The organism is Burkholderia sp. Tr-862, assembly GCF_011753085.1.
Classification (GTDB): Bacteria; Pseudomonadota; Gammaproteobacteria; order Burkholderiales; family Burkholderiaceae; genus Burkholderia; species Burkholderia ambifaria.
Genome location: NZ_VWWG01000128.1, coordinates 1 through 18,962, shown reverse-complemented (window position 1 = coordinate 18,962; position 18,962 = coordinate 1). Strand labels below are relative to the sequence as shown.

Sequence of the window (18,962 nt, the reverse complement as noted above, 5' to 3'; positions counted from 1 at the left end):
CCCCAGCGTTCGGTCGCCGGCTCCGCCGACGCCCATTTCCACACGGGACCGTCGCGGCAGATCGTGGCGACGTAGAACGCCGACTGCGCGGCCTTGTCGGCCTTCGCGGGCGTGTCGACCGCGAACACGATTTCCTTGCAGTCGAGCGGACCGACGCTGATCATCCGGCTGACCGTCACGCGGCCCTGTTCGTCGTCCTCGATCGGGAACGAATGGTGCGTCGACCACGGCGCGACGCCGCCGACGTCGAGCGGGGCCGCCGCCTTCGCGATCTGTTCCTGCGTGTAGCGGTGTGCGACGCGCTGCGAGTACTGGACGCCCGCCCGCGCGCCGGCGACGGCGCCGAGGCCGATGCCCGTCGCGACGGCGGCGTTGTTGGTGACCTTGGAGGCAATCGCGGCGCCCGCGATACCGGCGCCGGCGGTCGCGCCTTCGCTGTACAGCGAGTTGCAGCCGGACAGCAGTGTGGCCGTGGCGAGCGCGGCCAGCACGATGCGCGCCGTCATGGCCCGGCGCGGCGGTTCAAAACGAATGTTCATCCCTGAGTGCAAGTCCTGTCTGGGTGAGCGGCGACGCATGCGCGCCCCCTTGCCGCGTCATTGTTTCGCAATTGTCATAGGAAAACTGCAAAGCTTTGACAAATCGCGGCTGGCGGCTCGCGCGCGTACGCGCCGCGCTATTGTCGGACAGACGACTGGAGCGGGGTCGAAACGTTACAAATTGAAGGTAATTGTTACCTTCGTGTGCGAGGAAGCGACCTAGACTGTTTTGTTATGGAATGTTTCTACGACGGCCCCGAGCCGCGCTGCATATGAGACACCCAGCCATGCGCCGTTCGAAACGATTTTCTCCCCGGCCGCCCGATGGGGGCGCCGAGCCTCAGCGTCCTCAGACCGACGCGCCGGCCGCACCGCCTGCCGGCGCGCCCGGCGAGACGCCGGCCGACGGCGATCACAACCAGGGCGGCGCACGCCCGGAAGGGCTCGACTATCAACGCGACCTCGGTCAGGAGCAGGACGCTTGATCCTGTCGCCGTTGCATTCCGCTGCCGCATTTCATTGCGCTCTTTGTTGCATCGCTCACATCTGAATCGCCGCGCGACTGCCTGCGGGTCGTCGCGTCCGCCGTGGCGCGCGTCGCGCGTCATCCAATCGAATCGAGGAGGGGAAGCCGCATGAGCAGATTGATCGTGGTATCGAACCGTGTCGCCGCCGGCGAGGACACACGCCCGAGTGCAGGTGGTCTCGCGGTCGGCGTGATGGACGCGCTGAAGGACACCGGCGGTGTCTGGTTCGGCTGGAACGGCGAGATCGTCGGTACGCCTGACGCCGAACCCGCGATCCAGCGGGACGGCAACGTCACGTATGCGACGGTCGGGCTGACCCGGCGCGACTACGATCAGTACTACCGCGGTTTCTCGAACGCGACGCTGTGGCCGGTGTTCCACTACCGCGGCGATCTCACGCGCTTCGACCGGCAGGAATACGCGGGCTATCTGCGCGTGAACGCGATGCTGGCGAAGCAGCTCGCCGCGCTGCTGCGGCCCGACGACCTGATCTGGGTGCACGACTATCATCTGCTGCCGTTCGCGCATTGCCTGCGCGAGCTCGGCGTGAAGAACCCGATCGGCTTCTTCCTGCACATTCCGTTCCCTTCGCCCGACATGCTGCGCGTCGTGCCGCCGCACGAGGAGCTCGTGAAGTTCATGTGCGCGTACGACATCGCGGGTTTCCAGACCGATGCCGACAAGCAGGCGTTCACCGACTACATCGAGCGGCGCGGCATCGGCGCGGCGAGCGACGACGGGATGCTGCATGCGCACGGCCGTGTCGTGAAGGTCGCCGCCTATCCGATCGGCGTGCATCCGGATGCGATTGCCGAGGCGGCCGTCCAGTACGGCTCGCGCAAGCCGGTGAAAATGCTGCGCGACGCGCTCGACGGCCGCAAGCTCGTGATGAGCGTCGACCGGCTCGACTATTCGAAGGGGCTCGTCGAGCGCTTCCAGTCGTTCGAGCGGATGCTCGCCAACGCGCCGGGCTGGCAGGGGCGCGTATCGCTCGTGCAGATCGCGCCGCCGACGCGTTCCGACGTGAAGACCTATCAGAACATTCGCGAAACGCTCGAAGGCGAGGCCGGCCGCATCAACGGCCGCTTCTCGCAACTCGACTGGACGCCGATCCAGTACCTGAACCGCAAATACGAGCGCAATCTGCTGATGGCGTTCTTCCGGATGTCGCAGGTCGGCTACGTGACGCCGCTGCGCGACGGGATGAATCTGGTCGCGAAGGAATACGTCGCGTCGCAGGATCCGGCCGATCCGGGCGTGCTCGTGCTGTCGGAGTTCGCCGGTGCGGCGGCCGAGCTGACCGGCGCGCTGCTCGTCAATCCGTACGACCTGTCGCAGATGGCCGACGCGCTCGAGCGCGCGCTGTCGATGCCGCTCGCGGAGCGCAAGGCGCGACATGAAGAGAACCTCGCGCGACTGCGCGAGAACAACCTGTCGGTCTGGCGCGACACGTTCGTCGCCGACCTGCGCAGCGTCGCGGCGGCCGCGTCGGTCACGCAGCGCGCGGGCCGGCGGGCCGCGCATGTCTGAGCGGGTGGACGAGGGCGGCGCGGCGGACGACGCGTCGGCCCGCTTCTTCGTCGTCACGGGCGGCCCCGGCTCGGGCAAGAGCACGTTGCTCGATGCGCTCGAACGCACTGGTTTCGCGCGCTCGCACGAGGCCGGGCGCGGTGTGATTCGCGACCAGATGGCGATCGACGGTCCGGCGCTGCCGTGGCGCGACCGGGCCGCGTTCGCCGAGCAGATGCTGAACTGGGAGATGCGTTCGTACCGTCTCGCGCACGATGCGCGCGGGCCCGTGTTCTTCGATCGCGGCGTGCCGGACGTGATCGGCTACCTGCGGCTGACGGGCCTCGCCGTGCCCGCGCATGCGGAGGCCGCGGCGCGGCGCTTTCGCTATCACCGGCGCGTGTTCATCGCGCCGCCGTGGCCCGAGATCTACGCGCAGGACATCGAACGGCGGCAGGATTTCGATGAGGCCGTGCGTACCTACGACGCGATGGTCGACTGCTATACGGCGTACGGGTATCGGCTGATCGAACTGCCGCGTGTGAGCGTGAAGGCGCGCGTGCGCTTCGTGATGGACGCGCTCGACGCCGCATGACGTGCGCATGCGGCGCGCGGCGGCGTCAGGTCGCCGCGTCCGGGCGTGGCGACGTGATGCGGAGCATGCTGACCACCGCGGCGATCGCCGCGAACACGGTGGCGACATAGAGCGCGATCGTCGGGCCGTGGTCGGGCGCGAGCCCGAAAATCAGCGCGACGAGCGCGGCGCCGAGCGTCTGGCCGGTCAGGCGCGCCGTGCTCAGCATCCCGCCCGCGCCACCGCTGCGCTCGCGCGGCGCCGACGACAGCATCGCGCGATTGTTCGGCGACTGGAACAGCCCGAAGCCCGCGCCGCACAGCGCCATCCGCCACACGATGTCGACCGTTCCTGGGTGCGCGCCGATCGTCGCAAGCGACAGCAGGCCGGCCGCGAACAGCGCGAGCCCGATTCCGCCGAGGATGCCGGCCGAGTAGCGGTCTGACAGCACGCCCGCGAGCGGCGCGGCGAACACGATCACGAGCGGCCACGGCGTCATGTAGAGGCCGGTTTCGACCTGCGAGAAGCCGAGCGAATTCTGCAGCCAGAACGGCAGCGCGACGAATGCGAGCATCTGCGACGTGAACGACGCCATCGACGTGTAGATCGACAGCGCGAACATCGGGATACGCATCAGGTCGACCGGCAGCAGCGGCGCCGGCTGCGACAACTGGCGCTTCACGAAGAAGTAGCCGACGACGAACGCGACGGCCAGCTCTGCCGCGACGTAAGCCTGGCGTTCGCCGTGGCCGAGCCCGTCGACGGCCGTGATCAGCAGCCCGAATACGCAGGCGTTCATCAGCGCGCTCGGGAAATCGTACGGCGCGTCGTGCAGCGGGTTGGCCGGCAGCGCGCGCACGCTGCCCAGTACCGCGGCGATGCCGATCGGCACGTTGACCGCGAACAGCCACGGCCACGACGCAAACGACAGGATCGCCGACGCGACCGTCGGCCCGATCGCCGACGACAGCGCGACCACCATCGCGTTGATTGACAGCCCGCGCCCGAGCATCGACGACGGGTAGATCATCCGCACCAGCGCCGCATTGACGCTCATGATGCCGGCCGCGCCGAACCCCTGGATCACACGCATCACGGCCAGCATCGGCAGCGAGCCGGCGAGCGCGCAGCCGAGTGACGCCGCGGTGAAGAGCGCGAGCCCCGCGATATAGATGCGGCGATAGCCGACGCGCTCGCCGAGCGACGCGAGCGGCAGCAGCGTGATCGTGACCGCGAGCTGATACGCGTTGACGATCCAGATCGATGCGGCATCGGACGCGTGCAGGTCGCGCGCGATCGTCGGCAGCGCGACGTTCGCGATGGCGCCGTCGAGCACGGCGAGCGTGATGCCCAGTGCGACGCAGACGATCGCCCAGTAGCGTTGCGGAAGCGGCAGGCCGGTATCGGCGTTCATGACGGGAGCGAAAGCGTGGTTGTCCGCGCGCCCGCGCGCCGGTTGTGTGCGCAACCATGCTCGCGGGTGGAGGCGGCGGTGAGTGGCCCGGCCGGCCTGGCGGCGCCGGAGCGGGGCCGGTCGAGTGTATCACCGGGCCGCATCGCGCGACGCCGACGCGCCCGGGGCCCCGGCCGCCGGCCGGCGCGCGCATTCAGCCTTCGAAATCGAGGCCGCCGAGCCGCACGAGCGGGTCGGCCTGCGTGCGCGACGCGAGATCGATGTCGCGCGCGCTCTGCCACGCGCCCAGTTTCTTCGGCAGCGCGGCCAGGTAGTGCTCGAAGCGCTGCGGACCGTCCGGCTCCATCAGCCGCTCGATCTCGTCGGTGTCCCAGGTCAGCTCGAGGTTCAGCGGATGCGCGAAGCCGCTCACGTGCTCGTGCGGCGCGCTGCGGATCCGCACGCGCGTCGGTTGCCCGTGCCCGCCGTATGGGACGACGTCGGCCTGGACGTGATCGGCGAAGAAGGCGGCGATCGCCTGCGCAATGCGCGGCGCGAATTCGGTATCGAAACGGCGGGCGGTTTCGGGCTGCATGAACGCGTCTCCTGTGGGCCGAAAATCGTAGCACGGCCGTACCGCGTTTCGGTGTGCGTGATACCCGTAATGGCGCGTTACCACTTGCTGCATCTATTACGACCGCGTGCCGCCACAATGCATCGCATCCAGTACCACTTCGCGTGGGAGTCCATCATGAAAAAAATTGCCGCTGTATGTGTCCTCGCCGGTTCGCTCGCCGTGGCGGGCCCGGCGTCCGCGCATGGCCGCGACGGGGGCGCCGTCATCGGCGCGCTGATCGGCGGCGCGGTGCTCGGCGCGATCGTGACGTCCGCGATGAATCCGCCGGTCGCGTATCAGGCGCCCGTGTATCAGGCACCGGCCTATCAGCCGCCGACGTACTACCAGGCGCCGGCCTACCAGCAACCGGCGTATCCGAGCTACCAGCAGGCGCAGTACCAGGACGGCGGCCCGAACTATTGCTACGACCGCTATCAGCGGGCATATGTGTGCGGCGCGCCCGTGTCGGGCGGCTATGCGCAGCCGGCCGGCTGGTAAGCGGGCGGGTTACCGGGCTCGGCACCGCGTGATCGGTGCCGACTGCGTCGCCGGCACGCAGGATGACAAAAGGAAAGGCCCTCGCGTGAGGCGAGGGCCTTTGTCATGTTGGGGGAGCCGGTTTTTGCGCTCCGCGCAGCGGCTGCACGGAGCCGCGTGCGGATACAAACGGTTGCAATTGGATCCGCGGGATTAGCCGAATCAGTGGCGATGGCCGCCGTCGCCGCGCCCGCCGCCGCCTTCGTTCCAGTCGCCGCGGCGTCCGCCGCCGCGTCCCCAGCCGCCATGGTCACCGCGATCGCCGCGATCGCGATCCCAGCGGCGGTAGTCGCGGTGGCCGCGATCCCAGTCGCGCCCGCCACCGCCGCCGCCCCATATATTGACCGTGCCATAGACCGGGGCCGCCCCGTAGGCCGGCCCGTACGCGTAGCCGGGATCGGAATAGTAGGGCTGTCCGTAGCCGTATCCGGCGTCCGGGCCGACGACGCAGCCGGCCAGCAGCGTGGCGACGCCGGCGGCAGCAATGAGCTTCAGCATGATGTTCTCCGTGGGTTCCCCTATAAGTACCGCGCGCGGGGATTGCCGGCTGTTTGCAATTGTGTCGTCAAATTACAGCCCCGTAAGGTCTTGCGACGAAAGTGTTAGCATCCGGGGCCCATTTTGTTTATCAGGAGCACATCGATGAAATTCGCGATCCGGGCTGTCCTGGCCGCCTTTTGCGTGACGACCGCCGCCGCCTGCGCGGCCGGGCCCGCATCGGCGCCCGCCGTGCCGGCCGAGTCGATCAAGATGTTCCCGCAGCCGGCGGCCGGCCAGCAGCGCGCGGTGATCGCGCTGCCCGCGCTCGAGAACGAAGGCGATGCGCGCGTCGAACTGATGATCGGCAAGACGCTGCAGACCGACTGCAACCAGCAATGGTTCGGCGGCGAGCTGACCGCCGAGGACGTGAAGGGCTGGGGCTATACGTACTATCGGCTGACCGATGTGAAGGGGCCGGCGTCGACGCTGATGGCCTGCCCGGGCCAGGCGCCGCAGCAGCGGTTCGTGCAGGTGCGTGGCGACGGCCAGCTGCTGCGCTACAACAGCCGCCTGCCGCTCGTCGTGTACGTGCCGGACGGTTTCGACGTGCGCTACCGCGTGTGGCATGCGTCGAAGGACGTGCAGCACGCCGTGACACGGTAAGGCACCCGCGCGGCCATGCCGGGCGCTTGCCGCCGCCCGGCCGCGCGCGGTTTCGCGGGTTTCTTTCCGGGGCCCGTCGTTAGCCGCCGCGCACGCCCGCGAGCGCCGGCCACGCGGTCAGCGCGGCTTGCGCGACCGCTTCCAGATCGCGACGGCTCGCGCCGTCGCGCGCCTGAATCGACATCCCCTGTTGTACCGTCACGTAGTAGCGGGCGATCGCGTCGAGATCCGCGTGCGCGGATATCTCGCCCGCTGCAACGCCTTCGCCGAGCCGCGCGCGTAACGCGGCGACCGTCTGCTCGCGCATGGCGATCAGCATTTGCCGGACCGTGTCCGATCGCTCGGCCGGATGCAGCGCCGACAAGACGATCAGGCAGCCGGCCGGCTTCGACCGGCGCGTGAACACGCGCGCGGTCTGCATCAGGTAGTTCTCGATCGCGTCGTGCGCGCTGCCGGCCTGTTCGACGCCGTCCCAGATCTCGCGGCCCTCCGTTTCCCGATAGTGCTCGATCGCCTGCCGGAACAACGCCTCCTTGCTGCCGAACGCCGCGTACAGGCTCGGCGACGCAATGCCCATCGCGGCCGTCAGGTCCGTCATCGACGCACCTTCGTAGCCGAGGCGCCAGAACACCTCCATCGCGCGATCCAGCGCCGCTTCCTTGTCGAAGCTCCTCGGTCGGCCCCGTTCAGCCATGACTTCCGTTCCTTCGTCGATATCTGTATCGATCGATAAAATAATTCAATTGACAGCGCCGCGCAACCTGCCACATTCTGTGTCGGTCGTTACATAAATGACCACAGGAGCTTTCATGAATCGACTTCAGGGCAAGCGTGCACTCGTCACGGGCGGCAGTCGCGGCATCGGCGCGGCCATTGCGAAACGGCTGGCGGCCGACGGCGCGGACGTCGCGATCACTTACGAGAAATCGGCGGAGCGGGCGCAGGCTGTCGTTGCCGACATCGAGGCGCTGGGCCGCCGGGCCGTCGCGATCCAGGCCGACAGCGCCGATCCGGTTGCCGTGCGCGGCGCGGTCGATCATGCCGCGCAGACGCTCGGCGGCCTCGACATCCTCGTCAACAACGCGGGCATCTTCCGCGCGGGCGCGCTGGACGACCTCACGCTCGACGATATCGACGCGACGCTGAACGTGAACGTGCGCGCGGTGATCGTCGCGTCGCAGGCGGCTGCGCGGCACCTCGGGGAGGGCGGGCGCATCGTGTCGACCGGCAGTTGCCTCGCGACGCGCGTGCCTGATGCGGGGATGAGCCTCTATGCGGCGAGCAAGGCCGCGCTGATCGGCTGGACGCAGGGGCTCGCGCGCGATCTCGGTGCGCGCGGCATCACGATCAATCTCGTGCATCCGGGGTCGACCGATACGGACATGAATCCGGCCGACGGTGAGCATGCCGGCGCGCAACGTTCGCGGATGGCGATTCCGCAGTACGGCAAGGCCGAGGACGTGGCGGCACTTGTCGCGTTTGTCGTGGGGCCGGAAGGGCGGTCGATTAACGGTGCCGGGTTGACAATCGATGGCGGCGCGAATGCATAAGCGTAGAAGTGCGATGTAATTTGCTCGTGTGCTGCCGGTAAGCGTTGCACCGATGCCGCGCGCGATCTCGCGGTCGCGCGCACCCGAATCAGCCCCGACGTTCGCGTGCTGAAGAAGGTTCGGGATTCTATGCAATATAGGATGCGCGTCAGCCGCGATGAATGACGGAGGACTGCGAACGGTGACGTCGCACGGAATTCATTTACAAAGTGCGCTGGCGTACTTACGATGACGCCAACTTGGGCTAGCGGAACATCGTATGCGTACAGTCGATCAAGCGATGCTTGCCGCGCTCTGCCTTTGTCTTACCGCATGCGGCGGTGGCGACGACAATGCTGCGCCGGCACCGCAAACCGTTGCGGGTACATCGACATCATCCGGCGCGTCTGCCGGCGCCGCATCCGCCGCATCCGGTCCGTCCAGCGCATCGGGCGCATCGACTTCATCGACGAATTCCGGCCGCTCTGGCCCGACCTCAGGGGCGACCGGCGCCACTCCCGGCGCGCCGGTTCCGCCGTCCAGCGGCTCCAAACCGGTTCCCGTCGCCGATGTGACGGTTTCTCCGGCCGTAGACGGCAGTGATCAGGCCGACGCGTTGCAGAAAGCATTCGACAGCCTGCGGGCCGGCCAGCGCCTGGTGATCGCGCCGGGCCGCTACGTCGTCGGGCATTCGCTTGCGGTGACCGTGCCGCAGGCGGTGATTTCCGGATACGGTGCGACGCTCGCCGCCACGAATCCGGCCGACCAGACGATCGTGATGAGCGGCGCCGGGTCGACGCTCGTCGGCGTGACGCTCGCTGGCACCGGCACGACGCGGCTCACGACACCCGAGTCGACCAAGGTCGAGGTGACGGGCGCGGACGTTCAGGTGCTCGGCGTGACGATCCAAGGGGGCGCTAGCGCGGGGATTTTCGTGTTCGGCGGTAACGGTATCGCGATCGTGGGCAATACCGTGCGTGCGACGCTGGCCGACGGCATCCATACGACCTACGGGTCGACCAACGTGCTGGTGCAGAACAATACGGTGACGGGCACCGGCGACGACCTGATCGCCGTGGTCAGTTATCTCGGCGACGGCCGGCTCAGCAGCAACGTGCTGATCGACCACAATTCAGTGTCGGGTAACGCGTGGGGGCGCGGCATTACCGTTGTCGGCGGACAGGGCGTGACGATCTCGAACAACACGGTCGACGGCGTCGAGAAGGCGGCGGGTATCCTGGTCGCGCAGGAAGACAGCTGGAAGACTTATGGGTCATCGAACGTCGTCATCGCCGGCAATACCGTGACCAACATCCAGAACTCGAACGTGAACAACGGCCTGCAGCCGACGCAACAGGGCGCGATCGAGCTCGATACGTGGACGGGAACGGTGTCGGGCGTCGCTGTGACGGATAACCGCGTGTCGGGATCCGGCTATGCGGGGTTCCGCGCGTATGGAAACGTGTGTTCGTTCAGCGTGACGGGCAACACGTTCTCGTCGATCGCCGGGTTGCCAGTCGGGCTGTTGACGAATGGGTGCGCGGTGAGCCAGATCGTTGTCGATGCGAATCGGCTCGGGGATGGCAGTGTGCTGGCGCTGCCGGCCGGGGCGTCGTCGACGGGGACGTTTGCCGTGACGGGGGTGAATGCGAGTTTGATGCCGAAGGTCCGGACGGGGTTGATGCAGTGAGGGGGCGGTGAGGCTAGGGGGCAGCCGTTGCTGGTACAGCAATCAAATCAAAAAGCCCGCTTGCTTTCGCATAGCGGGCTTCGATGTTGGTTGCGGGGATAGGATTTGAACCTATGACCTTCGGGTTATGAGCCCGACGAGCTGCCAGACTGCTCCACCCCGCGGCGCGAAGTGTACCCGCACTGTTGCGGTGCGTCAAACGATCAATGATATGGCTCGTCCGGGGCGATCGCGCGTCGCCCATCAGAATGCGCTCGCTTGCATTGCCTGGGTTCTCTCGGATACCCGAGCGCTACCTTCGTTTCGATCAAGTAACCGATCCATGTTTGATACCCTCCGGCGGTTGGATAACACTTTGGGTAACAGCCGAACACCTGATCGAAAAACGCGGCGCGCAGTGCCCGCGCATTCGGATGGGCGCCGGAAGGACCCGCGGGGAATCGGCGGTTGTTTCCGCTAGTGGTCGCTGGTGGAAGGTTGCAACAAAAAACCCCGCACAGCCAAGCGTGACGGGGTTCTTGTGGCGAAGCTGGTGAAACTTTGGAGACTCTCTGGTCCCCCCGACAGGAATCGAACCTGTATCTAGCGCTTAGGAGGCGCTTGTTCTATCCATTGAACTACGGGGAGAGCCGAGTCCGCGATATCGCGTGCAAAAAACGCGACCGGGACGGCGATGTGGACAGCGCGCAGAGTATAGCAAACGCGCGGTGCATCGGCGGATGGAATGCGTGCCGATGCGCGGCGCGCGTGCTCAGTGTGTCCGGAAACCGAAAACCGGATACACGAAACCGGAATCAGAAATCCACGACGACGAAGTCTTCCTTGCCCACATCGCACAGCGGGCACCGCCAGTCGGCGGGAATGTCGGCGAAACGGGTGCCGGCGGGGATGCCCTCGTCGGGTAGCCCTTCCGCTTCGTTGTAGACCCACCCGCAAATCAGGCAGACCCAGCTCTGGTATTCGATTACTTCGCTCATAGGGCGTTCGGGATGAAGAAAGTCGGTCATGCCGTCCGCGGCGCGGCCAACGGACGAAAGGCGCAATAGTACCGGAATTTCGCCGAACGCTGCCGCAACGTCGTGTTAAACGTACGCATCGCGAACAATGCAGCCGGAGCGCACCTGCACTCGTGCACACATGTCTTGCGCGCAGTGTATGCTTCCCGGGCTGTCCAATCATAAGGAGAATGCGATGCTGAACAGAAAGTGGATCGCAGGTGCGGTGTGCGTGGCGGCGATGGCCGTGTCGACGCTCGCGCGGGCCGAGGCGCGCGTGTATTTCGAAGCGCCGAGCGAGGGGGCGACGGTGTCGAACCCGGTGCACGTGAAGTTCGGGCTCGAAGGGATGGAGCTTCGGCCCGCCGGCGACATGACGCCGAATACCGGCCATCATCACCTGCTGATCGACGGGCGGCCGATTCCGAAGGGCGACGTGATTCCCGCCGACCAACGTTCGCTGCACTTCGGCAAGGCCCAGACCGAAACCGACATCAAGCTGCCGCCGGGCCAGCACACGCTCACGCTGCAGTTCGGCGACGGCATGCACCGTTCGTATGGTCCTGAATTGAGCTACACCATCACGGTCAACGTGAAATAACCGCGGATCCCGCGCAGGCGCCCGCCGCGCCGCACGCGGGATTGGCCGATCGGCCGGCCGTGAGCACCGGCCGGCATGTGTCCGTTCACGCGGGCGCGCAAGCCGCGGCCGGCATCCAACCCGGAAACCGGCCGCCAGCCCATTCACGGCACCGCGCCGGCGCGCGTCAGGCGCACCCCGCGGCGCTCGTCCGTCCAGCCAAGCCGATGCCGACCTCCGCCACCGGTACAATGGGCGCTTCCGATTTCTCTCTTCGCCGTCTCCCCATGTCGCTTTATTCCATTACCGGCGCGCACCTCGCGTTCGGTCACGTCGCGTTGCTCGATCACGCGGACTTCTCGCTGGAAGCCGGCGAACGCGTCGGCCTGATCGGCCGCAACGGCGCGGGCAAGTCGTCGCTGCTGAAGATCGTCGCCGGGCTCGCGAAGCCCGATGACGGGCTGATCACGCGCCAGCAGGAGCTCGTGACCGTCTACGTGCCGCAGGAGCCCGAATTCGAACCCGGCGCGACGGTGTTCGAGGCCGTGGCATCGGGGCTCACGCACACGCGCGAAGTGCTCGAAGAATACGATTCGATCGCGCACCGCCTCGCGGAGACACCCGAAGGCGCCGAGCACGATGCGCTGCTCGCGCGGATGAACGCGCTGCAGTCGTCGCTCGACATGCACGACGCGTGGAACTGGCGCACGCGCGTGGCGATGACGCTCGCGCAGATTGGCCTGACGGACGGCGACGCCAGCGTCGACGCGCTGTCGGGTGGGATGCAGAAGCGCGTCGCGCTGGCGCGCGCGCTCGTGCTGCAGCCCGACGTGCTGCTGCTGGACGAACCGACCAACCACCTCGACTTCGACGGCATCCGCTGGCTGGAAGAACTGCTGGTCTCGCAGCGCGCGGGGCTGCTGTTCATCACCCACGATCGCGCGTTCCTCGACCGCGTCGCGACACGCATCGTCGAGCTCGATCGCGGCGGGCTGCTGTCGTATCCGGGCAATTTCTCCGCGTACCAGACGCGCAAGGCGCAGCAGCTCGAAGTCGAGCGCGTGGAAAACGAGAAGTTCGACAAGCTGCTCGCGCAGGAAGAAGTGTGGATCCGCAAGGGCGTCGAGGCGCGCCGTACGCGCAGCGTCGGGCGCATCGCGCGGCTCGTGCAGATGCGCAACGAGCGCGCGGAGCGCCGCAATTCGCAGGGCAACGTGAAGCTCGACGTCGCGCAGGGCGAGAAGTCGGGCAAGATCGTCGCGGAACTGACGGACGTGACGAAGCGCTACGGCGATCGAACGGTCGTCGACACGTTCTCGACGTCGGTCATGCGCGGCGACAAGATCGGTTTCGTCGGCCCGAACGGCGCGGGCAAGACCACGCTGCTCAAGCTGATCCTCGGCGAGCTGAAGCCCGACACGGGCACGGTGCGCACGGGCACGAACCTGCAGGTCGCGTATTTCGACCAGATGCGCGCGCAGCTCGACCAGGAAAAGAGCCTGGCCGATACGATCAGCCCGGGTAGCGAATGGGTCGAGATCGGTGGCGTGCGCAAGCACGTGATGAGCTATCTCGGCGACTTCCTGTTCGCGCCGGAACGCGCGCGCTCGCCGGTGAAGTCGCTGTCGGGGGGCGAGCGCAACCGGCTGCTGCTCGCGCGCCTGTTCGCGCGTCCGGCCAACGTGCTGGTGCTCGACGAACCGACCAACGACCTCGACATCCCGACGCTCGAACTGCTCGAAGAGCTGCTGGCCGACTATGACGGCACGGTGCTGCTCGTCAGCCACGATCGCGCGTTCCTCGACAACGTCGTGACGTCGGTGATCGCGGCGGAGGGCGACGGCAAGTGGCGCGAATACGTCGGCGGCTTCACCGACTGGCAGATCCAGAGCGAGCGTTCGCAGCAGCTCGCGCAGCAGGAAGCGGCGAAGCGCGCGGTGAAGGAAGCGGCGCCGGTCAAGGAAGACCCGGCTAAAAGCGCGGCCGGCCGCAACGCGCAGCGCACGGTCAAGCTGTCGTTCAACGAGCAGCGCGAACTCGATGCGCTGCCGCAGAAGATCGCGGCGCTCGAGGAAGAACAGAAAACGATCAACGCGCAGCTCGAGGACGGCGCGATCTTCGCGAAGGATCCGCAGGAAGGCACGCGCCTGACCGAACGGTTCGCGGCGATCGACGACGAACTGCTCGCCGCGCTCGAGCGGTGGGAGACGCTCGAGGCGAAGCGCAAACCGGTCTGACGCACGGCGGGCAGCGCGTCGCCGGCCGGCGCGTCGCATGGCCGGTTGCGCCGTGCGGCGATCTTGCGATGGCGCGCCACGCGGAACCAGTAAAATACCGCGCGTTCCGGGTCGCGTAGCGCATGCCGCGCGCCCGCTTTCGAAGCAGTCCAAGCACAGCGTTGTTTCGATTCGCTTTTTTACGGAACTCAACGTTTTGTCCACGACGTTATCCACACGAGGTGTGGACAACGTCCCGATGAATGACGAAATTCAGCGCCTATGTCAACGAAGAAGCCCAGCGCGGCCTATAGCGAAGCATCGATCAAGGTGCTCAAGGGCCTCGAGCCGGTCAAGCAGCGGCCCGGCATGTACACCCGTACAGAAAATCCGCTGCACATCATTCAGGAAGTCATCGACAACGCGTCCGACGAGGCGCTCGGCGGCCACGGCAAGCAGATCACGGTCACACTGCACGCCGACCAGTCGGTGTCGGTCGAGGACGACGGCCGCGGCATCCCGTTCGGCATGCACCCCGAGGAAGGCGTGCCGGTCGTCGAGATCGTGTTCACGCGCCTGCACGCGGGCGGCAAGTTCGACAAGGCCGCCGGCGGCGCGTACACGTTCTCGGGCGGCCTGCACGGCGTCGGCGTGTCGGTGACGAACGCACTCGCGACGCGCCTCGACGTGACGGTCTGGCGCGACGGCAAGATCGCCGAACTCGGCTTCGCCGACGGCGATGTCGTGAAACCGCTCGCGACGCAAGGCGCGGGCCGCGGCGAGAAGAAGTCCGGCACGCGCGTGCAGGTGTGGCCGAATCCGAAGTACTTCGATTCGCCGAACCTGCCGCTCGGCGAGCTGCAGCGCCTGTTGCGCTCGAAGGCCGTGCTGCTGCCGGGCGTCGAGGTCGTGCTCGTCAACGAGAAGACCGGCGAACGCCAGACCTGGAAATACGAAGACGGCCTGCGTGGCTACCTGCTCGACGAGATGAACGGCAGCGAGCTGCTGATCCCGCTGTTCGAGGGCGAGCGCTTCGCCGATGCGCGTTCGACCGACGAAACCTTCGCCGAAGGCGAGGGCGCGTCGTGGGTCGTCGCGTGGAGCGAGGAAGGTTCGCTCGTGCGCGAGTCGTACGTGAACCTGATCCCGACGCCGGCCGGCGGCACGCACGAGTCGGGCCTGCGCGACGGTCTCTACCAGGCAGTGAAAAGCTTCGTCGAACTGCACAACCTGCAGCCGAAGGGCGTGAAGCTGCTCGCGGAAGACGTGTTCGCGCGCGTGTCGTTCGTGCTGTCCGCGAAGGTGCTCGACCCGCAGTTCCAGGGGCAGATCAAGGAACGCCTGAACAGCCGCGACGCGGTGAAGCTCGTGTCGTCGTTCTCGCGGCCGGCGCTCGAGCTGTGGCTGAACCAGCACGTCGAGCACGGCAAGAAGCTCGCCGAACTCGTGATCAAGCAGGCGCAGGCGCGCACGCGCGCGGGCCAGAAGGTCGAGAAGCGCAAGAGCTCGGGCGTCGCGGTGCTGCCCGGCAAGCTGACCGATTGCGAGACGGAAGATATCGCGCGCAACGAACTGTTCCTCGTCGAGGGCGACTCGGCGGGCGGTTCCGCGAAGATGGGCCGCGACAAGGAATACCAGGCGATCCTGCCGCTGCGCGGCAAGGTGCTGAATACGTGGGAAACCGAGCGCGACCGCCTGTTCGCGAACAACGAGGTGCATGACATCTCGGTCGCGATCGGTGTCGATCCGCACAGCCCGGACGAAACCGTCGACCTGTCGAACCTGCGCTACGGCAAGATCTGCATCCTGTCGGACGCGGACGTCGACGGCTCGCACATCCAGGTGCTGCTGCTCACGCTGTTCTTCAAGCACTTCCCGCAGCTGATCGAACGCGGCCACGTGCATGTCGCGCGGCCGCCGCTGTTCCGCGTCGATGCGCCCGCGCGCGGCAAGAAGCCCGCGCAGAAGCTCTATGCGCTCGACGAAGGCGAACTCGAGGCGACGCTCGACAAGCTGCGCAAGGACGGCGTGCGTGAAACCCAATGGAGCATCAGCCGCTTCAAGGGTCTCGGCGAAATGAGCGCGGAGCAGCTGTGGGACACCACGATGAACCCCGACACGCGCCGCCTGATGCCGGTGAAGCTCGGCGAGCTCGACTACGAGGCGACCGTCGCGCGGATGACGATGCTGATGGGCAAGGGCGAGGCAGCCGCGCGGCGCGGCTGGCTCGAGGAAAAGGGCAACGACGTCGAAGCGGACATCTAACCCGCGCGGCCGGGCATGACGCCCGGCCCGGCCTCACGCCATTTACGAATACGGAATTCAGATGGACGACAATACTTCCGATCTCTTCGCCGGGTCCGACGCACCGGACGCCGATGCGCTGACGCTCGGCAATTACGCGGAGCAGGCGTACCTCAGCTACGCGGTCAGCGTCGTGAAGAGCCGCGCGCTACCCGACGTGTGCGACGGCCAGAAGCCGGTGCAGCGCCGGATCCTGTTCGCGATGAACGAAATGGGCCTCGGCCCCGACGCGAAGCCGGTGAAGTCGGCGCGCGTGGTCGGCGACGTGCTCGGTAAATACCACCCGCATGGCGACCAGTCGGCATACGACGCGCTCGTGCGTCTCGCGCAGGATTTCTCGCTGCGCTATCCGCTGATCGACGGGCAGGGCAACTTCGGCTCGCGCGACGGCGACGGCGCGGCGGCGATGCGATACACCGAAGCGCGGCTCACGCCGATCTCGAAGCTGCTGCTCGACGAGATCGACCAGGGCACGGTCGACTTCATGCCGAACTACGACGGCTCGTTCGAGGAACCGAAGACGCTGCCGAGCCGCATGCCGTTCGTGCTGCTGAACGGCGCATCGGGCATCGCGGTCGGCCTCGCCACCGAAATCCCGTCGCACAACCTGCGCGAGGTCGCGGCGGCGGCGGTCGCATTGATCCGCAATCCGAAGCTCACGCACGCAGAGCTGATGAACCTGATCCCCGGCCCGGACTTCCCGGGCGGCGGCCAGATCATCTCGAGCGACACCGAGATCGCGGCGGCCTATGAAACCGGTCGCGGCAGCCTGAAGGTGCGCGCGCGCTGGAAGATCGAGGATCTCGCGCGCGGCCAATGGCAACTCGTTGTCACCGAGCTGCCGCCGAGCACGTCGGGCCAGAAGGTGCTCGAGGAAATCGAGGAGCTGACCAACCCGAAGCTCAAGCTCGGCAAGAAGACGCTCACGCCCGAACAGCTCAACACGAAGAAGGCGATGCTCGACCTGCTCGACGCAGTGCGCGACGAGTCGGGCAAGGAAGCGGCGGTGCGGCTCGTGTTCGAGCCGAAGTCGCGCACGATCGACCAGACGGAATTCGTGAACACGCTGCTCGCGTACACGAGCCTCGAGTCGAACGCGACGCTGAACCTCGTGATGATCGGCGCCGACGGCCGGCCGGGCCAGAAGGGGCTGCTGACGATCCTCGACGAATGGGTGAAGTTCCGCCAGCTGACGATGACGCGCCGGTGCCGCCATCGTCTCGCGAAGGTCGACGACCGCATCCACATCCTCGAAGGGCGGATGATCGTCTTCCTGAACATCGACGAGGTGATTCGCATCATCCGCGAGGCGGACGAACCGAAGGCCGCGCTGATGAGCGCGTTCGGCCTCACCGATCGCCAGGCGGAAGACATTCTCGAAATCCGGCTGCGTCAGCTCGCGCGGCTCGAGAAGATCAAGATCGAGAAGGAACTCGAGACGCTGCGCGACGAGAAGGCGAAGCTCGAGGAACTGCTCGCGAACGAAAGCGCGATGAAGCGGCTGATGATCAAGGAGATCGAGACCGACGCGAAGCAGTACGGCGACGATCGCCGCACGCTGATCCAGCAGGAAAAGCGCGCGACGTTCGAGGCGAAGGTCGTCGACGAGCCGGTGACGGTCGTCGTGTCGCAGAAGGGCTGGGTGCGCGCGCTGAAGGGTCACGGGCTCGACCCGGCCGGCTTCACGTTCAAGGCCGGCGACCACCTGTACGCGGCGTTCCAGTGCCGCACGCCCGACCGCCTGATCGCGTGGGGCAGCAGCGGCCGCGTGTACTCGGTCGACGTGTCGGTGCTGCCGGGCGGCCGCGGCGACGGCGTGCCGGTGACGTCGCTGATCGAGCTCGAATCGGGCTCGCACCTGATGCACTACTACGCGGCGCCGGCCGACCAGCAACTGCTGCTCGCGTCGAGCAACGGGTTCGGCTTCCTCGCGAAGGTCGGCGACATGGTGAGCCGCGTAAAGGCCGGCAAGGCGTTCATGACAATCGATGCGGGCGCGGTGCCGCTCGCGCCGATGCCCGTGCTGCCGAACGCGACGCAGGTCGCGTGCCTGTCGAGCGGCGGCCGGCTGCTGGTGTTCGGGATGGACGAGATGAAGACGCTGTCCGGCGGCGGCCGCGGCGTGATCCTGATGGCGCTCGACGACAAGGAAACGCTCGTGCAGGCGCTCGCGATCGACCCCGCCGGCGTCGTGCTGATCGGCACCGGTCGCGGCGGCAAGGCGCAGGACGAAACGCTGTCGTACGCGGGGCTCGCGCCGCACATCGGCAAGCGCGCACGCAAGGGCCGCGCGCCCGAGACGAAGCTCAAGGTCGTCAACGAACTGCGTCCGCTGCTCGGCTGACGCCGCATCCGCTTGCCGGTTCGACCGGCATCGCAGGCCGCACCTCCGCTTCGGCGGGCGTGCGGCCTGTTCTTTTTTGGGCGGCGTATTCAGGTTAGCGACAGTGGCGGCGTCACGCGGAATTTGCAAAATAGTGTGAAATGCCGCCCGGGGTCTGAACCGGGCGGCGGGTCGCCGGTCGAACGTCGCTCGAGACCGCGCGTGACGCGGCTGTTCGTTGCACCCAACCCCTATCAGGATTGTCGCCATGTCCCACGCTGTTGCCGTCGCGCTGTTTCTTCACCTGCTGGCCGTCGCCGTGTGGGTGGGCGGGATGGTCTTCGCGAATTTCTGCCTGCGCCCGGCGCTGACCAACCTGGTCGCCTATGCGGTGTACTGGGCGGTCGTCTGGTTGCTGATGAAGCGCGCGAGCCGCCGTCCGGCCATCACAGCGGGCCGCACGGCATGAGCGTTGCCGCCGCAACCA

17 protein-coding genes, 2 tRNA genes and 2 pseudogenes are annotated in these 18,962 nt (G+C 67.0%); 12 read left to right on the top strand and 9 right to left on the bottom strand.

The features are described 5' to 3' along the window. The coding region (locus tag F3J14_RS25955) for a hypothetical protein (RefSeq protein WP_166725404.1) at positions 1-539 on the bottom strand (539 nt) is incomplete at its 3' end. 287 nt (positions 540-826) lie between these two features. On the opposite strand from F3J14_RS25955, the gene F3J14_RS25950 reads away from it, so the two are divergent. From F3J14_RS25950 to F3J14_RS25940, 3 genes are all read left to right on the top strand, one after another. Beyond that, on the top strand, positions 827-1,024 hold the full coding sequence (locus F3J14_RS25950; RefSeq protein WP_105785287.1) for a hypothetical protein: 198 nt from the start codon (positions 827-829) through the stop codon (positions 1,022-1,024). 150 nt (positions 1,025-1,174) lie between these two features. Continuing rightward, complete coding sequence (gene otsA / locus F3J14_RS25945; RefSeq protein WP_166725403.1) at positions 1,175-2,596, top strand: alpha,alpha-trehalose-phosphate synthase (UDP-forming); 1,422 nt, start codon at positions 1,175-1,177, stop codon at positions 2,594-2,596. Then, on the top strand, positions 2,589-3,170 hold the full coding sequence (locus tag F3J14_RS25940; protein WP_166725402.1) for an AAA family ATPase: 582 nt from the start codon (positions 2,589-2,591) through the stop codon (positions 3,168-3,170). Before otsA ends, F3J14_RS25940 begins: the two co-directional genes overlap by 8 nt. A gap of 25 nt (positions 3,171-3,195) precedes the next feature. Here F3J14_RS25940 and F3J14_RS25935 read toward each other — a convergent pair whose 3' ends face one another. Together F3J14_RS25935 and F3J14_RS25930 are read right to left on the bottom strand one after the other, a co-directional pair. Then, positions 3,196-4,563 (bottom strand): MFS transporter, encoded by a 1,368-nt coding sequence (locus F3J14_RS25935; protein WP_166725401.1) that lies wholly within the window; start codon positions 4,561-4,563, stop codon positions 3,196-3,198. A gap of 193 nt (positions 4,564-4,756) precedes the next feature. Continuing rightward, the gene (locus tag F3J14_RS25930; RefSeq protein ID WP_166725400.1) at positions 4,757-5,137 is read right to left on the bottom strand and encodes a DUF5594 family protein; all 381 of its coding nucleotides are present in this window, start codon (positions 5,135-5,137) and stop codon (positions 4,757-4,759) included. Positions 5,138-5,254: 117 nt separating this feature from the next. Between F3J14_RS25930 and F3J14_RS25925 the strand changes: the two genes are divergently transcribed. Then, positions 5,255-5,656, top strand: a complete 402-nt coding sequence (locus F3J14_RS25925) for a hypothetical protein (protein WP_012364418.1) — start codon at positions 5,255-5,257, stop codon at positions 5,654-5,656. Positions 5,657-5,857: 201 nt separating this feature from the next. Here F3J14_RS25925 and F3J14_RS25920 read toward each other — a convergent pair whose 3' ends face one another. Then, positions 5,858-6,193 carry a hypothetical protein gene (locus F3J14_RS25920; protein ID WP_166725399.1) on the bottom strand — a complete coding sequence of 112 codons (336 nt, stop codon included), beginning with the start codon at positions 6,191-6,193 and terminating at the stop codon, positions 5,858-5,860. A gap of 144 nt (positions 6,194-6,337) precedes the next feature. Here F3J14_RS25920 and eco point away from each other — a divergent pair, with 144 nt between their 5' ends. After that, positions 6,338-6,838 (top strand): serine protease inhibitor ecotin, encoded by a 501-nt coding sequence (gene eco / locus F3J14_RS25915; protein ID WP_166725398.1) that lies wholly within the window; start codon positions 6,338-6,340, stop codon positions 6,836-6,838. A 79-nt stretch (positions 6,839-6,917) separates the two neighbouring features. Here the strand turns inward: eco and F3J14_RS25910 are convergent, their stop codons facing one another. Further along, on the bottom strand, positions 6,918-7,532 hold the full coding sequence (locus F3J14_RS25910; protein ID WP_166725397.1) for a TetR/AcrR family transcriptional regulator: 615 nt from the start codon (positions 7,530-7,532) through the stop codon (positions 6,918-6,920). Between the two features lie 115 nt (positions 7,533-7,647). Between F3J14_RS25910 and F3J14_RS25905 the strand changes: the two genes are divergently transcribed. Next, positions 7,648-8,388 (top strand): SDR family NAD(P)-dependent oxidoreductase, encoded by a 741-nt coding sequence (locus tag F3J14_RS25905; RefSeq protein WP_166725396.1) that lies wholly within the window; start codon positions 7,648-7,650, stop codon positions 8,386-8,388. Positions 8,389-8,661: 273 nt separating this feature from the next. Here F3J14_RS25905 and F3J14_RS25900 read toward each other — a convergent pair whose 3' ends face one another. After that, positions 8,662-8,919, bottom strand: a complete 258-nt coding sequence (locus tag F3J14_RS25900) for a hypothetical protein (RefSeq protein WP_166725395.1) — start codon at positions 8,917-8,919, stop codon at positions 8,662-8,664. A gap of 13 nt (positions 8,920-8,932) precedes the next feature. Between F3J14_RS25900 and F3J14_RS25895 the strand changes: the two are divergent. Further along, a pseudogene (locus F3J14_RS25895) lies at positions 8,933-10,057 on the top strand (right-handed parallel beta-helix repeat-containing protein); the annotation flags it as partial. Positions 10,058-10,144: 87 nt separating this feature from the next. Here F3J14_RS25895 and F3J14_RS25890 read toward each other — a convergent pair. The 3 genes from F3J14_RS25890 to F3J14_RS25880 all read right to left on the bottom strand — a co-directional run bounded on the left by F3J14_RS25890 (position 10,145) and on the right by F3J14_RS25880 (position 11,034). Next, positions 10,145-10,221 (bottom strand) — tRNA-Met (locus F3J14_RS25890). 388 nt (positions 10,222-10,609) lie between these two features. Continuing rightward, positions 10,610-10,684, bottom strand: a tRNA-Arg gene (locus F3J14_RS25885). A gap of 167 nt (positions 10,685-10,851) precedes the next feature. Next, complete coding sequence (locus tag F3J14_RS25880; protein WP_012364402.1) at positions 10,852-11,034, bottom strand: rubredoxin; 183 nt, start codon at positions 11,032-11,034, stop codon at positions 10,852-10,854. A gap of 214 nt (positions 11,035-11,248) precedes the next feature. Between F3J14_RS25880 and F3J14_RS25875 the strand changes: the two genes are divergently transcribed. The 5 genes and pseudogenes from F3J14_RS25875 to F3J14_RS35455 all read left to right on the top strand — a co-directional run. Continuing rightward, positions 11,249-11,653, top strand: coding sequence for a DUF4399 domain-containing protein (locus F3J14_RS25875; protein ID WP_166725393.1), 405 nt, complete (start codon positions 11,249-11,251; stop codon positions 11,651-11,653). A 230-nt stretch (positions 11,654-11,883) separates the two neighbouring features. Beyond that, positions 11,884-13,869 (top strand): ATP-binding cassette domain-containing protein, encoded by a 1,986-nt coding sequence (locus F3J14_RS25870; RefSeq protein ID WP_211080389.1) that lies wholly within the window; start codon positions 11,884-11,886, stop codon positions 13,867-13,869. Between the two features lie 261 nt (positions 13,870-14,130). After that, positions 14,131-16,113 carry a DNA topoisomerase IV subunit B gene (locus tag F3J14_RS25865; protein WP_166725391.1) on the top strand — a complete coding sequence of 661 codons (1,983 nt, stop codon included), beginning with the start codon at positions 14,131-14,133 and terminating at the stop codon, positions 16,111-16,113. A gap of 61 nt (positions 16,114-16,174) precedes the next feature. Next, on the top strand, positions 16,175-18,496 hold the full coding sequence (parC, locus tag F3J14_RS25860; RefSeq protein WP_166725390.1) for a DNA topoisomerase IV subunit A: 2,322 nt from the start codon (positions 16,175-16,177) through the stop codon (positions 18,494-18,496). Between the two features lie 340 nt (positions 18,497-18,836). Further along, positions 18,837-18,944 (top strand): annotated as a pseudogene (locus F3J14_RS35455) (FTR1 family iron permease); the annotation flags it as partial. Positions 18,945-18,962 lie beyond the last annotated feature (18 nt).

What these genes read in the sequence shown, in the direction of transcription:
- F3J14_RS25925 (WP_012364418.1), top strand. Translation starts at nt 5,255, where the DNA reads ATGCATCGCATCCAGTACCACTTCGCGTGGGAGTCCATCATGAAAAAA.
- F3J14_RS25870 (WP_211080389.1), top strand. Translation starts at nt 11,884, where the DNA reads ATGGGCGCTTCCGATTTCTCTCTTCGCCGTCTCCCCATGTCGCTTTAT.
- F3J14_RS25930 (WP_166725400.1), bottom strand. Translation starts at nt 5,137, where the DNA reads ATGCAGCCCGAAACCGCCCGCCGTTTCGATACCGAATTCGCGCCGCGC.
- F3J14_RS25875 (WP_166725393.1), top strand. Translation starts at nt 11,249, where the DNA reads ATGCTGAACAGAAAGTGGATCGCAGGTGCGGTGTGCGTGGCGGCGATG.
- F3J14_RS25940 (WP_166725402.1), top strand. Translation starts at nt 2,589, where the DNA reads ATGTCTGAGCGGGTGGACGAGGGCGGCGCGGCGGACGACGCGTCGGCC.
- F3J14_RS25905 (WP_166725396.1), top strand. Translation starts at nt 7,648, where the DNA reads ATGAATCGACTTCAGGGCAAGCGTGCACTCGTCACGGGCGGCAGTCGC.
- F3J14_RS25935 (WP_166725401.1), bottom strand. Translation starts at nt 4,563, where the DNA reads ATGAACGCCGATACCGGCCTGCCGCTTCCGCAACGCTACTGGGCGATC.
- F3J14_RS25865 (WP_166725391.1), top strand. Translation starts at nt 14,131, where the DNA reads ATGTCAACGAAGAAGCCCAGCGCGGCCTATAGCGAAGCATCGATCAAG.
- eco (WP_166725398.1), top strand. Translation starts at nt 6,338, where the DNA reads ATGAAATTCGCGATCCGGGCTGTCCTGGCCGCCTTTTGCGTGACGACC.
- parC (WP_166725390.1), top strand. Translation starts at nt 16,175, where the DNA reads ATGGACGACAATACTTCCGATCTCTTCGCCGGGTCCGACGCACCGGAC.
- F3J14_RS25920 (WP_166725399.1), bottom strand. Translation starts at nt 6,193, where the DNA reads ATGCTGAAGCTCATTGCTGCCGCCGGCGTCGCCACGCTGCTGGCCGGC.
- F3J14_RS25910 (WP_166725397.1), bottom strand. Translation starts at nt 7,532, where the DNA reads ATGGCTGAACGGGGCCGACCGAGGAGCTTCGACAAGGAAGCGGCGCTG.
- otsA (WP_166725403.1), top strand. Translation starts at nt 1,175, where the DNA reads ATGAGCAGATTGATCGTGGTATCGAACCGTGTCGCCGCCGGCGAGGAC.
- F3J14_RS25950 (WP_105785287.1), top strand. Translation starts at nt 827, where the DNA reads ATGCGCCGTTCGAAACGATTTTCTCCCCGGCCGCCCGATGGGGGCGCC.
- F3J14_RS25880 (WP_012364402.1), bottom strand. Translation starts at nt 11,034, where the DNA reads ATGAGCGAAGTAATCGAATACCAGAGCTGGGTCTGCCTGATTTGCGGG.